The following is a 13,200-nucleotide window of genomic DNA, read 5'->3' on the forward strand; positions in this document are numbered from 1 at the left end:
AAAAAGCCTGAATCAGGCAGAAGGGATGGATGCCTTCCGTCTGAATCTGGCTTTGAAATAGGTTTTCGCTTTATCAATGTAAATATCGTAGATGTCGCTGTCAAACAAACGGGCATCGTTGGTGGCCTTGTATAAAAAGTAGATACCAAAGAGAAGTAATATTAAGTCGGGCATCCAGACCCCGATAATTACGTAAACAATGCTTTCTTTTGCATATTTGTCTCCGAGCTGCATCAATACATACATTAATATAAAGAAAGTGATGGATATCAGCACCGGCATTCCGAAGCCACCTTTCTTGATAATTGAGCCAAGCGACGAGCCAATCAGGAACATTACAAAGCAGGCAAATGCCATTGTAAACTTGTGCCAACGCTCAACATCGGCCTTATTGGCGTCTTTAGTTTTACTTTTCCAGATATCCAGATTGGTTTTGTAGTGGTCCTGTACGCTTTTGGCCTGGTTAAAAGCCGACTCAAACACTTCAAGCACCTTGGTTGAGTCATTCTGGGGTTTCATTCTTTCATCAATCCATTTACCGGCCAGTATTACCTTTTTATGCGTGGTGTCTTTATAAATACGTTTTAGATGATGGTTGTAGTATTGGTCCATCGTAGCCAGTTGAACCCTGTTGGTGGTTTCTATTTCTTTATGAATTGAATCTACCTGTTGTGCAAGGCCCTTCACATCTTTCATGAACTCATGGTATTTGAACTGAGATTCGTCTGTTCTTTTCATACCAAAAGACTCCAGCGGAAAAACCAGCCGGTTTTTCTTGAATGAGTTTTTTACAAACTGCGTTTCGTTATTGCTACCACTCTGGGCATTCTTGTAGTCCATGTAATTGGTACCATTAAATAGCTCAAAAACCAGATAATTGTTATTGAGTATGGTGTACATTTTGCCAGAATCTGCAATGGTAACATTAATGTTGCCCTCGTTGCTGGTATGGTTATAGATGGTTATGCCCTTCAGGGTTTTGCCATCCGGAAACTTCTCCTGTACTTTTATTTTATAACCAGGCAGCTCGCCATAAAAAATACCTTCTTTTATATTTAGGGTTACTTTGGTGGTTTTAACGTCATACAATAAACTATAGCCCTTCAGATTGGCCCACGGAGCCACCGTATTATTGAACCAGAACGAAAATATGCTCACACCAAAGGCAAATACAAGCGTTGGAAAAAGCACCCGCCAGATAGGAATACCCGATGCCTTAATAGCTGTAAGCTCAGAATGCTCGCCCAGATTACCAAAACACATTAAAGAGGCAAGCAATGTTGCCAAGGGTAATGATATAGGAACCGTTATGAGAGAGAAATAAACAAAAAGTTTCAGGAAAACGTCATAGCCCAGGTCTTTACCAACAAAATCGTTGAAGTAAAGCATCAGGAAACGCATTAAAAAAATAAAAACTACCACGCAGGTAGTTAATATAAATGGTCCGATAAAAGACTTTATTACTAAAGAATCTATTTTCTTCATTAAAGAAATAAACAATTGCCTGCGCAAAATTCGTCATTGAATTTTGTTTGCACAAGCTGTTTAAGCATATTTAACAAAATTATCCGCCTACTATCTCTCTCAGTTTATCAATCATGCCATCCCACAAATCGCTTAGCTCTTCTTCGTCGGTGTTGTCTGAGCAGTCAATAACCTTAAAGAAAGTGGCATTGGTTAGTTCGCTTTGCTCTAATTTAAACTCCACGAAATTACCGCGCTGTTCTTCATTCAGAAAATCAAATTTGGTGGCTTTATTCATTCTTTGCGAACTAAGCCTGGCCGGATGGCTTTCGTTATCCCACACAAAATCAAAGTTGCCATCGTTCACGTACTTTACTTTAGAAGCGAACCACTGTTGCAAACCTGAAGGCGTGCTGATGTATTGATACAAGACTTTAGGCGAAGCCTTAAATTCATACTCCCGTGTAAACTTAAATTTTCCCATATCAAGTAGTTTGTTGGTTAATCACCCAGGCTATATAGAAACCCAGCGTGAATGAATCATTATTTAAAGAATTTGTATAATTTTTCCTTAAAATTAAGGTTGGTGAATTTTATTTTTTGCAATGTATGAAAACTTTCCCTAATATTGCAACATAATATTAAAACAGGGGCTCGCAAGAGCATTTTTTTTTAATAATTATTATTTGGCGGGGTAGCTCAGATGGTTAGAGCGTAGGATTCATAACCCTAAGGTCGGCAGTTCGATCCTGCTCCCCGCTACTAGTTTGCAATTGAGGCATTTCAGGTTAAACCTTGTAATGCCTCTTTTTTTTGCTATATATTACAACAGTGTCTGGTTGGGCTTCAATTGTTATTTTTTTAGGATAAAAAATTGAAACTGCCGTAAATATTGACTCATTGAGTTACAATGCAAGACATGGCCTGGTTAAATTTTATGCAAAAGTAATGAATTTTTCAGCCTGCTAATTAGAATACTGATTATCAGTTAATTAAGTTTCAATATTTAAATAAATAAATGTTTCAGGTGAATATACGTAAGAAATAGGTGATAAACTGTTTTCTTGATATCTGAATAAATTCCCTTTTTAAAATCAGGATGTTTTCCGCCCGTTTTTAGAATGCCTGATCTCATCCTTACGCATTTAAATGTGGTAATTTTTTAGATTTTGTATTCTGAATGTACTCCATTTTATTTACAAAGTAAGTGAAACATCATTCCAGCCACCTTATATGAATGGTTTTTTGAACCTTTAAATGCTTAATTAAAATAACGCATTTTAATTAAATATAAAATATAAAGCGTAGTTCAAAAGCCAAATATTTAATTTATTAGCACAGGTAACAAATATTTTGCGTATTTTTTTACCCGATATACAATTGGGCGTAACACCAGCTTTTAGAATCAACATTTTTAAAATGTAGATGATTGTTGATTTTTTTGACAAAAGCCAGGTATTTTAAATAATTGCCTTTTATATAATGCCAGCCCAATGAAAACTAAAACTAACCTGTTTAAGTGCTTATTTAGCACATAAAAAGCTGATATTCACCTGAATACAAGCAAAATGATTGAATCCTGAAACCTAATATCGATATAAATCTTAATACTAATGTTCTCCAGAGACTATATTCATTATCTGATAGAAAGAGGAAACGATGAGCAAACCCAATTAATTAATACAGACAGGAAGTTATCAGACGCTTTTTTTTATACGTTGTGCGCTTTTTTGAACACCAGCGGTGGAGAAGTGCTGATGGCCTATTCTTTTGATAAAGGTGTGATAGGGCTTACTGATAATGAAATTAAAATACTGGAAAAAAGTATGCTTGACGGCATAAATGATGCTGACAAGATACACCCAAAACCCAGACTGGTAATAAAACCTATCAGCTATGATAACGAAAAGCTATTGTATATAAAAATACCCAACAGCTATTCGGTGCATACATTAGATGGCACGTGGGTTTATGAACGCCGCGGGCCTAAAAATATTCAAATTGATAGTTTATCAGACCAGATTCGGATTCAGGAAAGAAAAAGGTTTTATTACCCCGACAATAAAATTATTAAATATGTAGATACCAGCCATTTTAATATGGATGTCTACAAAAAGGCTATGAATTTTCTGGCACAAACCAGGCCTTCGCACCCGTGGCTGAATATGGATTTTGAGCAGGTTACGAAGAGTTCGGGCTTGTGGAGAATGGACCTGGAAACCAGAGAAAGCGGTTTTACAGTGGCTGCAGTACTGCTTCTGGGTAAAGATGAGGTAATAAGGGGGATTTTTCCGAGTTTCAGGATTGATGCCATCAGAGAAAAAGATGGTTTTGAAGGCTATTATGACCGCGAAACCTTTACCACTAACCTGATAGACACTTATTACCAGTTAATGGATTTTGTGCGAAAGCATCTGCCAGACTTCTTTGTAATGAATAATGCCACGCGGGTGGGTATCAGAGACCTCATGTACCGGGAGATATTTATCAATTTTCTGACACATCAGGACTACAGCTCGGGGCTGCCTGCCAAATTTGCCATTACCCATACAGACAGCACTTTTACGGCCAACAGCAACCGCATGAACCGTAATACCGACATAGACCCCAACGATTACCAGCCGATGCCTAAAAACCCTATCATTGGCCGTTTTTTGCGTGAACTGGGCCTGGCAGAAGAGTTAGGGTTTGGACTTAAAAAAATTGCTTCTTTTGTTAGTCAGTTCTCATCAGAAACTGCGCAGTTTCATGATGGTCCTACTTTTCTGGCATCTATACCGCCTTTAACCAAAAAAGCTGCACCAGAAGCAGAAAAGCAAGAAGAAAAAGATAACAAAATAGGAGAGAAGGCTCTTAAAAGAGCTGATAATCAACCAGTTAGCGCCGGTCAGCCAGTTAATACCCACACAGAAAAACAAAAAGAAAGCCCGTCTGGAACCGGGCCTCTTCAGATATTTGATGACTTGAGCGATACAAAAAAGGAAAGATTGTATGATATTATACAGCTTTTGTCGCAAACGAAGCATACCAACACGCAGGTTTTAACAAAACAACTGGGGGTATCGAGAGAAACAATAGCCAGAGAAGTCAAGATTCTTCGCGAACTCAGGCTTATTGAATTTAAAGGCGCCTTAAAAAACGGCTATTATTTATTAACTGACCGAGGGAATAACATTGCCGATTATTTAGCTCAAAACCGGTTTAATTCAAAATAAACTCCCGTTTGATTTCTGAACTGCCGACACCTCTGCACCGTTTTCAGGCACATTGCTTTCAAATAATTCGGTATTTTCGCTCAGTATTTCGTTAAAAAAGGTTACTTTTCTCAGGAGCGGCCACTTCTCAGGGTGCAGATTCAATAAATATCTGGCAGCCAGCCTTTGCTGATTTACCTTACCGTTTTTGGTGTCTTTATAGCGGCTCACTGTCATACATTCGTTTTGCCGTTTTCTGCCTCTGGTAGACTTCTTCTCGGCTATCGAATCATGAAACTCACGATGCGCCATCTTGTCAAGTTCTACTACTTTTATTACCTCAAAATCAGTAAAGAATTCTTCGGCGGTTTTTTCAAGAAAATCAAGGTTTTTGCTGACAGTACTAATGGTTTTTGTATTCAAATGCAAACGATACAGCGCCAACTGAGGGGTATCTTGTTTAACTTCAAAACCTTTTTTGTAGGTGCCGAATATTTTTTCCATTTCAAAGCCGCGAATGACCGAGAACTCCGGTTTGGCCAGATTCATCAGATAAACATTCACAAAATGTTCGACTGACACTATGCCGTCCGGCCAGTTTTGTTTCGACAAAAATTCAATGGCCGTTTCATCTACAATAAATTCGGCTCCGGCATTTACCAATAAGTAATGGAAAATATACTTAAAGTCTTGCTCGCGCTCATGGAACATCGGAATTTTAACTACACTGCCTTGCAAAAGATAATTAAGCAGATGCCACTTAAACTCACCTTTGTTGATCATGGTGTGTAAATTTCTGGCTGCTCCGGCAATAAGTGTAAAGTCAATATCTACTCTGTGTTCTTTTAGAGAACCGCCAACCGGTGTTATGTAACCATTTTTAAGTGCAGCAAAAAGGGCCTCCTGATTACTGATACTTAGCTGGTCTATATTGTTAATAAACAAAAAGCCCTGATTGGCCTGTTCCAGCTTGCCTAGTTTTTCTTTACCCTGGTTGGTTACATATCGGTTATTCATTATCCGCTTAAAATGTCCGAACGCCTCAGCTTCGAAATCTTCGTTGCTGATTAAGGCGCAATCAAGCTCAATAAGAGGTACTTCATAAGGCAGATTCTTAAACAAATATATAAACGTAACCAGATCTTTTATTTCGGCACCAGATTTACCATAAATAAGCATATTGCTACCGGCAGCAATTGCCTGGCTGGTTTCTTCAAAAAATGTCTTTGTTTTCTTGCTGTTGCCAAGAAACGATTTTTCGAAGAATGGTATGCGTTTCAGAATGTCTTCATCATGTATATCTATATCTTTAAAAAACATAGAACGGAAAATCTCACGCTCTTGTAAAAATATCTCTCTTTCTGATTTAAGGTACTTAAACAAAAAGCTGCCAGACTCTAATTTTTTACTTTCTGCCTCTCTTGAAACTTCCGACTTTGCCTTTTGTACTTCCTCGTTCAGTAAATTGATTTGGTCTTCCAGCTTTCGTTTGATCAGATTGTTTCTTTTCAATGACTGTTCAACCCTAAATAAAATTGCCTTAAAAGCCGTAAACTGACTTTTTGAATCAATCTGGTAACGTTCAATGACATCAAACAAACCACCCTTACGATAAATCTCGAAAATATCTTCATAGCTGTCTCTGGGAGAGATAATCATAATCGTAGGCACCTCAGGGAAGTTACGGTGCAGCCCCCAGGCAAATTCAATACTCTGCTTGGTAGAAGAGAAGAAATGCTCGTCTATGATGATGGCATCAAATGAATACTTCGGGTTATCTAACAAATCGAAGATAACAGCATGATCCAGCTCAACATGGGTTGAGTGATTTTTTCTTAACCACGTTACGAAGTCTGTTCGTTCATGGAAGAATTTACCTGTTAATAATAATTGCATTAGAGGATAAGCACGAAATAGGATTTGCAAATAAACTTACTGCAAGTGATTGAAAATGAAATTTTTACGATGGCATTGATGAAGTAAAAAAATACCTCTACACAAGTAAGGCCTGGCGTCTGATTCGTTTTTCATGTCTATCACTTATGTAAATGTAGAGAAAACAGCAGCAGATAGCAAATTTTTATAATGCCAATTAGGCATTGACACAATAAAAACACAAGAAAAGAGTAGAAAAAACAAGAAATTAAAGCCTGATGGCACAAAAAACAACTTCAAGATAAATACTAAAGAGGTCTGATAATCAATAGTTTGAGCAATGGCTTAAAATTGGTTCGGGTAATAATAGGTCTATTATATGCCTTAATTAATTTAATATTTTGTTTTCAATGTTTTTATATGGGCATAACATAAAACGGGTATTATTAAAGACCTGATGGATGGTACTTTATTTTCTCATTCAAACCAGCATAAATGGCCAATGGATAAAGCCTAAACCCGCTTAAAATAGCATTGCCATAAAAACCCAAAAAATAAATGACCAACTTATTATTTTGGATACGGATTGACGTATCGTTGACAATTATTCCCTTCAAATAATACTTTAATACGTTTCAGGCAATTATTTCCCATATTTAGCTTTTGTCTGGTACTGAAATGATATATGAATCTGCCAAAGCTGAAAGAGTTGCAAAGGCTTGCAACGCATTAGATATGAATTACTTACCAATGGGCTGTTTTAAGAGCAATTATAAAGGCTCATTAGGAAAAGAAGTAGCATGGGCATTGATGGCCAGATTGAAAGGCTGAATATAAATACAAACCATTGGAGATTTCTAAGCAAGAAATATAGTTTCTAAAAGAGGAGCAGGTGCCTTGAACCATCTAAAAATGCAGTTATTTATAGCGTAAAAACTGATTGACACTATAAATACACTACAAACAAGAGCATTGACATAATAAAACAATTAATAATAAATAGAGGCCGAAATGAAAAATAAAAAGCGTGGCAGTGTTCTTTTACGAATACGGCCACGCTTTTTTTTAAGAGAAGTTTATTTGTTTGAATGAAGGCCTAACGAATTACCCTCAGAGTCAATAAAGAAGGCCATAAAACCGGTTTGTTCGTCAATGAGGGTTTTGGGCATAGTAACCTGCCCGCCTGCAGGCACAATTCTGTCGACGACCAATTGCAGGTCAGGATTAGCATTCAGGTACACCACTATTCCGGTGGTGCCGGGTTCATGGCTTTGGCCTTTTACAAGCGCACCGCCAACATAAGGTGGTTCTGAAGGAAACATGGCCATCTGGAAGCCCGGCATGTCAAGGGATGTCAATGTAAGGTCAAAAATGGCTTCATAAAATTTTTTGGCCCGGTCGAAATCAGTCACAGGAATTTCGAACCAGTTGAGCGCATTGGTTAATTTACTGAGTTTTTCCATTCTTTTTCAGTTTTGCAATAAGTAGATATTTATAAAATACTAACAATACCAGCAAATACCTCAGACAATCCTTCAAACACTCCAAAAGCCTAAACTACCAGGTACTTTCTTATCAGCATCAGCATGTGCAGATAAGTACTGTCTTCCTCATATTGTGATTCGTCTGAGTAATCTATTTCTTTAAGGCGGTCTTTGTCTTTTCTAATCATCCACCAATCGCGCAGCTCAACAATATACTTTTTTACCTTTTTATATTCATCGCTGCTATCCCAGTCTATTACCTCCAGCACTTTGTCTTTCTCCAGGGCATCCATAAATATCTGAAACGCAATGTGCAATAATAAAGTATCTCTCTCTATCCAGCTATAATTAGGCAGCGATTCAATATGCACCGGGTTATTGGAGAAGGTCAGTTTTCTTTTCTTCTGTTCCACTAATTATTTAGATTTTTTCTCTGCTAAGTGCAGAGCCATTTAGAGGATACGAATTTAAATATAAAATCCCGACTATGGGTCAGGAAAGACCAAATAAAAAAATGAAGTAACTCAATTCATAGTATCCGAGCATAGAAGCCGTGCCATAAACCACCTATTCAATTTACGGATATTTATAATTGTACCAACCGCTAAAAACCGGAATGCTGCTTAACAATCACTAAAATAGTAGTTTGTTTATAATGGCTAAAATGCCATAAAACAGGAGAGAAGAATCGTACTTTAAAAATCAGGCAGTTGATGGCCGATGTGAAAAAACAGGCAATTTTTTAAAACCAAAAGCCTTTTGAAAGCTGCGCTAAGAGCAAAAAAAATTGGTAGTTGCTGGTGATTATTGAAGCAAAAAGAACCGGAATGGCTTTTATAAGATTCAGCGCATTTTACCAAAACCTTAGCAGCAAATTGGCCAGTTTAGTTGCTGCTGTAAATCAGATTCAAAACCCTTAACACTACCATTTACTTACTATATTTAATTAAAAAGCGAAATACTTTTAATACTAATGAAGAATTTCAAAAACCAGTCTTTTAAGAATATCTCCCTCAGTTTCTTCACCGGTTTCCACACCTTTTGACTTCAAATCAGCTATTTTCAACGAGTGAATTACAGACCTCAATTTGGTAAACGAATAGTTTCTTGCAGCATTGATATAATCTTTGGCAAAGAAGCTGTTTACCTTTAATAAGGCTGCAATGCCGCTATCAGACTTTTCGCCGGAAGCATGCACTAATAAAACCTTGCTGAAAAAATTATAAAGGATAATGATGATAGGTTGTATGGGGTTATCTTTAGGGTTATTGCCGAAGTAAATAATTATCTGGTTAGCCTTTACTATGTCTCGCTGAATAAGCGCTTTCTGAAGCTCAAAAACATTGTATTCTTTACTGATACCTACATACTTTTGAATCAGGTCTGCGTCAATGCCATCACCGGCTTTTATATTCAATATTACTTTCTCAATTTCGCTGGTCAGTCGTTTTAAATCATTGCCTATGTGTTCAACAAGTAACTGAATGGCTTTCGGGCTTATTTTAACGCCCTTGCCATGGCAATAATCTGCCACAAAATCGGGCAACTGGTTGTCATATAATTTCTTTGAGTTAAACAGCACGCCACTTTTGCCAAATGCTTTTACCCAGGCTTTGCGTTCGTCTTGCGCATTACCAAAAGCCAACACCAATATTGTTGTACCCAAGGGTAGCAGTGCATATTCTTCTATTAGCTTCTGATTTTCTTTCTGGTCAATTCCCTGAATCTGCTGTGCGTCTTTCACTATTATTAATTGCCGCTCGGCCATCATCGGGAAACGCCTCGCATAATTCAGCAGGGCACCCACGTTCAGGTCTTTACCAAAAAGCACAAATTCATTAAAGCCCTTCTCGTGTTCCGGAATGGCCAGCTTCTGAATTTTCTCTACTATTTGCTCAATATGAAAAGGCTCTTCGCCGTGTAAAAAATACAGGGCTTTAATAGCGTCTTTTTTTATTGATTTCAGTATTTCTGACATAATCTTATTTTATTACGATACTGTTATGTGAAAAATGGTTTTCCTGCAAAAAGCCTGTACACTGCCGCACCAGCTGCGGGAAAAAGATTTTGAAGTTTTCATCAAAAAAAGCATAATGTGCCTGCAGGTCGTTTACTGCCTGCTCCATATTCGACTCAAAAACTGCTCTTTTGGCTACACCCGTAAGGGCGCGTTCAATGCCCCAGAACTCGGCATAGTTTTTCAGCCAGTCGTGCTTAATCATCGATTCAATAACCGGCCTCATTTTATCCGGCAACAGGTGCCAGTGGTCTATAAATGCCTGATGCACTCTTTTTCTGAATCCATCAAATGGCTCAGAAGAATACAGCTCCCAATGGCGTGCCAGAAAATGGTCGAAAAAAATATCAATTACCACCGAAGCATACTTATGGTATTTATCATAAAGCACAGACTTTGAGGCGCTAATCAGCAGATGGGTATCTGTAAATGAATCAATGAGGCGATGCAATAAAATGCCTTTTTTGATGTTTTCTGAAAAATGGCTGTTTCTCGGATGCTCAATTCTACCAACTACGTAGTCTTCCAGCATATTGCCAACGAGTATTTCCTGGTTGTCGCCGGATAGAAATAAATGCGCTAAAAAATTCATTTATAAGGGTAGAATTTGTACGTTTGTGGCAAAGTTATGAAATTACGGGGTAATAAAATACCTCATTTTTAAAATTGAATTGTAATACATTAAATCAAAAAATATGAAAGTTGAAGCCCAAAAAGTTGTCACTGCCATCTACGAGCTCTATGTGGGCGAGAATGACGAGAGGGAAATTATCGAGGTGTCGGATGAGAACGATCCTATTGTGTTTATACATGGCCTGAGTGGCTTACCAGAGGCATTTGAAAAAAATCTGATTGGGCTTGGTGCAGGTGATACCTTTGATTTTTCCATCAGCCCCGAAGATGGGTATGGCGAAGTAGACACCGAAGCATTAATTGATTTTCCGATTGAGAATTTCAAGATTGATAACGGAGAAGTACCGGAGGGAATGCTTGAAATAGGCAATTATATTCCGTTTTCGAACGAAGAAGGCCACCGCATGAACGGTAGAGTAGTGGAAGTACAACCTGAGATTGTGATGCTTGACTTCAACCATCCGCTGGCTGGTGAAACATTGCATTTTAAAGGCAAGGTGCTGGGCGTAAGAAATGCCAATCCGGATGAGATTGCACACGGACACGTGCATGGCGATGGGGGAGTACATCACTGATTACCCCCATACTGCTCTACATCAATTCCGAACTTACGTAGAAAATCAACGCCTTCGTCAGACGGAATCCCTTTGTATTGAGCATAAGATTCCAGAAAAATTACACGTTTTATTTTCATACTGAAAATAACCCTGGCGCACGCTATACATGGCGACAACGTTACGTAGAGCGTGCTGCCTTCCAGATTAGCTCCGTTTTTTGAAGCGTAGAGAATGGCGTTTTGCTCGGCGTGCAAGGCCAAAGAACAACTTCCTTTAGAATCGCGCGGGCAGCCCGTTTCCGGATACTCCTCATCACAATTATGCGTGCCAGACGGCGGGCCATTATACCCAATAGAAATGATACGGGTGTCTTTGGCTAATACCGCCCCGACCTGAGCCTTTACACAATGCGAACGCAAGGCAAGGCTTTTAGCCAGGTTCATAAAAATATCATCAAAATCGGGTTTTTCTTTTTTTACTATCTCCATTGTGGGTTTATGCGTATGCTTAGGTTTCTACGGTTACATAGAACCGCAAAACTAATGAAAACCTGCTAATAAAAATGCCGGGCGGCGCTGATTAAAAAAATAAAAAACAACAGATGCTAAAAAAATAAAACGTTGAGCAAAAGAAAAGGTTGCTCAACGTTCGTTTTATAAACTAATATTAAATTTTATGCGCTATAATATAACCAGCCGCCTGGTGGCTTGCTGCTCTTTAGAAATTACCCGCATAAAATAACTACCCGGCACCAGGTCTGTCGCATTGATACTAATCACTGTGCTTGGGTAATCTTTAAATGTGGCGGTGTAAAGGCTTCTGCCTTTTATGTCTATCAATGAAATGGTGAAATCCTGAAAGTCTGGCAGTAATACCTGCACCTGAATATTCTCTTTGGTGGTTGGGTTAGGTACCAGGTTAACGGCAAGAGTGGTTGACGGAGGCAGCTCAAATCTGGCGTAGTTAACAACCCTTTTACGTCTCTGGCTCAGGTCTAGTACCGCGCGCATTCTGTCTTTTTGCCCTACAGTAAAAATATTCATGCAAGAGTCCGGGGTGTAGTCCATATAATTCTCAATCATGTTTCTGGTAAGCGTTCCACTGCAATTAGAGAATTTATCGGTACAAAAGGCTGAATTATTTGATTCAGAAGTTGGGGGTGTATCAGCTACGTAATCTGTGCCGCAATATTCATCACCCCAGGTATGAATTAGCCCCAGCCAGTGGCCGATTTCATGAGTGGTGGTTCTGCCCATGCTGTAAAGGCCTGATGTATTAGTACCTGATTTTTTCCCGAACACCCGGTAATCAATAAAGACACCGTCAATGTTTTCGCTGGCTTGTTCGCTTAGTCCGTCTACGGTTTCGGCATAAGGAAACTCGGCATAACCTATATATGGGCTGCGGAAGGTAGTTACCCAGATATTCAGGTACTTGTTGCTATCCCAATACCCTAGGTTTGAAAGGCGCGTGCGGTCAACATCGCTTATCAGGCTAAAACTTGTAGTATTTGTATAATGACGGGTAATACCCGACGTTGGATTACCGTTCGGGTCTTTTGAAGCCAGAAAAAATTCAATTTTTATATCGGCACCTACCGGATTGGTATTAAAACCCAATGTGCCTTGTTTGCGCCGGTAATCTTCATTAAGTACTTTTATCTGTGAGAATATCTGCTCATCGGGAATATTATTATTACGGATTGAGCCATCTGCCTGATTATGGACGATATGCACCACCACCGGAATACGGATAACGTCTTCATTGGCTATACCTATACGACTTTTTTGGTTTTCGGCGCTAATTACGTTGGCTAATGCCTGTTCAAACCTGAGTTTTTTGATGGCCCGGCCTGCATTGTTAACGGAGCGGATAGAATCAATAGCAGCATGGGCACAAATTAACGTTCTTTGTGCCCATGTTTGCCATGTAAGCAGCATAAATAGTGGCGTAAAGTATAAAGTTTTTTTCATGCT

The 13,200-nt window shown here is 38.7% G+C and carries 11 protein-coding genes and 1 tRNA gene; 3 read left to right on the forward strand and 9 right to left on the reverse strand.

Going from position 1 to position 13,200, the window contains the following annotated elements:
• Positions 1-12: 12 nt before the first annotated feature.
• Both NZ848_RS12175 and NZ848_RS12180 read right to left on the reverse strand, forming a co-directional pair.
• Positions 13-1,485 (reverse strand): LptF/LptG family permease, encoded by a 1,473-nt coding sequence (locus NZ848_RS12175; RefSeq protein WP_259015696.1) that lies wholly within the window; start codon positions 1,483-1,485, stop codon positions 13-15.
• Positions 1,486-1,564: 79 nt separating this feature from the next.
• Positions 1,565-1,948, reverse strand: a complete 384-nt coding sequence (locus tag NZ848_RS12180) for an START-like domain-containing protein (RefSeq protein WP_101726918.1) — start codon at positions 1,946-1,948, stop codon at positions 1,565-1,567.
• 204 nt (positions 1,949-2,152) lie between these two features.
• Between NZ848_RS12180 and NZ848_RS12185 the strand changes: the two genes are divergently transcribed.
• Positions 2,153-2,226, forward strand: a tRNA-Met gene (locus tag NZ848_RS12185).
• Between the two features lie 851 nt (positions 2,227-3,077).
• Positions 3,078-4,679: an RNA-binding domain-containing protein gene (locus tag NZ848_RS12190; protein WP_259015697.1), complete on the forward strand. Its 1,602-nt coding sequence runs from the start codon at positions 3,078-3,080 to the stop codon at positions 4,677-4,679.
• Here the strand turns inward: NZ848_RS12190 and NZ848_RS12195 are convergent.
• The 5 genes from NZ848_RS12195 to NZ848_RS12215 form a co-directional block, all read right to left on the reverse strand.
• Positions 4,671-6,554 carry a sigma 54-interacting transcriptional regulator gene (locus tag NZ848_RS12195; protein WP_259015698.1) on the reverse strand — a complete coding sequence of 628 codons (1,884 nt, stop codon included), beginning with the start codon at positions 6,552-6,554 and terminating at the stop codon, positions 4,671-4,673. The genes NZ848_RS12190 and NZ848_RS12195 overlap by 9 nt on opposite strands.
• A gap of 1,055 nt (positions 6,555-7,609) precedes the next feature.
• Positions 7,610-7,996 carry a VOC family protein gene (locus NZ848_RS12200; RefSeq protein ID WP_259015699.1) on the reverse strand — a complete coding sequence of 129 codons (387 nt, stop codon included), beginning with the start codon at positions 7,994-7,996 and terminating at the stop codon, positions 7,610-7,612.
• 89 nt (positions 7,997-8,085) lie between these two features.
• Complete coding sequence (locus tag NZ848_RS12205; RefSeq protein ID WP_101726914.1) at positions 8,086-8,430, reverse strand: hypothetical protein; 345 nt, start codon at positions 8,428-8,430, stop codon at positions 8,086-8,088.
• Between the two features lie 557 nt (positions 8,431-8,987).
• Positions 8,988-9,995: a DNA polymerase III subunit delta gene (gene holA / locus NZ848_RS12210; protein WP_259015700.1), complete on the reverse strand. Its 1,008-nt coding sequence runs from the start codon at positions 9,993-9,995 to the stop codon at positions 8,988-8,990.
• Positions 9,996-9,999: 4 nt separating this feature from the next.
• Positions 10,000-10,626: an acyl carrier protein phosphodiesterase gene (locus NZ848_RS12215; RefSeq protein WP_259015701.1), complete on the reverse strand. Its 627-nt coding sequence runs from the start codon at positions 10,624-10,626 to the stop codon at positions 10,000-10,002.
• A 103-nt stretch (positions 10,627-10,729) separates the two neighbouring features.
• Between NZ848_RS12215 and NZ848_RS12220 the strand changes: the two genes are divergently transcribed.
• Complete coding sequence (locus tag NZ848_RS12220; RefSeq protein WP_253522308.1) at positions 10,730-11,242, forward strand: FKBP-type peptidyl-prolyl cis-trans isomerase; 513 nt, start codon at positions 10,730-10,732, stop codon at positions 11,240-11,242.
• On the opposite strand, the gene NZ848_RS12225 is transcribed toward NZ848_RS12220, so the two are convergent.
• Together NZ848_RS12225 and NZ848_RS12230 are read right to left on the reverse strand one after the other, a co-directional pair.
• Positions 11,236-11,712, reverse strand: coding sequence for a deoxycytidylate deaminase (locus NZ848_RS12225; protein WP_259015702.1), 477 nt, complete (start codon positions 11,710-11,712; stop codon positions 11,236-11,238). The two genes, NZ848_RS12220 and NZ848_RS12225, sit on opposite strands and share 7 nt — an antisense overlap.
• A 192-nt stretch (positions 11,713-11,904) precedes the next feature.
• Entirely contained in the window at positions 11,905-13,197 is a 1,293-nt protein-coding gene (locus NZ848_RS12230; protein WP_259015703.1) for a M43 family zinc metalloprotease, read from the reverse strand.
• Between the last annotated feature and the right edge of the window lie 3 nt (positions 13,198-13,200).

The sequence above is a fragment of the Emticicia fluvialis genome (assembly GCF_024793945.1).
In the GTDB taxonomy this organism is placed as follows: Bacteria; Bacteroidota; Bacteroidia; order Cytophagales; family Spirosomataceae; genus Emticicia; species Emticicia fluvialis.

Excerpts from the sequence above, each read along its gene's own strand:
- NZ848_RS12190 (WP_259015697.1), top strand. The coding sequence starts at position 3,078 with ATGTTCTCCAGAGACTATATTCATTATCTGATAGAAAGAGGAAACGAT.
- NZ848_RS12180 (WP_101726918.1), bottom strand. The coding sequence starts at position 1,948 with ATGGGAAAATTTAAGTTTACACGGGAGTATGAATTTAAGGCTTCGCCT.
- NZ848_RS12200 (WP_259015699.1), bottom strand. The coding sequence starts at position 7,996 with ATGGAAAAACTCAGTAAATTAACCAATGCGCTCAACTGGTTCGAAATT.
- NZ848_RS12225 (WP_259015702.1), bottom strand. The coding sequence starts at position 11,712 with ATGGAGATAGTAAAAAAAGAAAAACCCGATTTTGATGATATTTTTATG.
- NZ848_RS12175 (WP_259015696.1), bottom strand. The coding sequence starts at position 1,485 with ATGAAGAAAATAGATTCTTTAGTAATAAAGTCTTTTATCGGACCATTT.
- NZ848_RS12220 (WP_253522308.1), top strand. The coding sequence starts at position 10,730 with ATGAAAGTTGAAGCCCAAAAAGTTGTCACTGCCATCTACGAGCTCTAT.
- NZ848_RS12195 (WP_259015698.1), bottom strand. The coding sequence starts at position 6,554 with ATGCAATTATTATTAACAGGTAAATTCTTCCATGAACGAACAGACTTC.
- NZ848_RS12230 (WP_259015703.1), bottom strand. The coding sequence starts at position 13,197 with ATGAAAAAAACTTTATACTTTACGCCACTATTTATGCTGCTTACATGG.
- NZ848_RS12215 (WP_259015701.1), bottom strand. The coding sequence starts at position 10,626 with ATGAATTTTTTAGCGCATTTATTTCTATCCGGCGACAACCAGGAAATA.
- holA (WP_259015700.1), bottom strand. The coding sequence starts at position 9,995 with ATGTCAGAAATACTGAAATCAATAAAAAAAGACGCTATTAAAGCCCTG.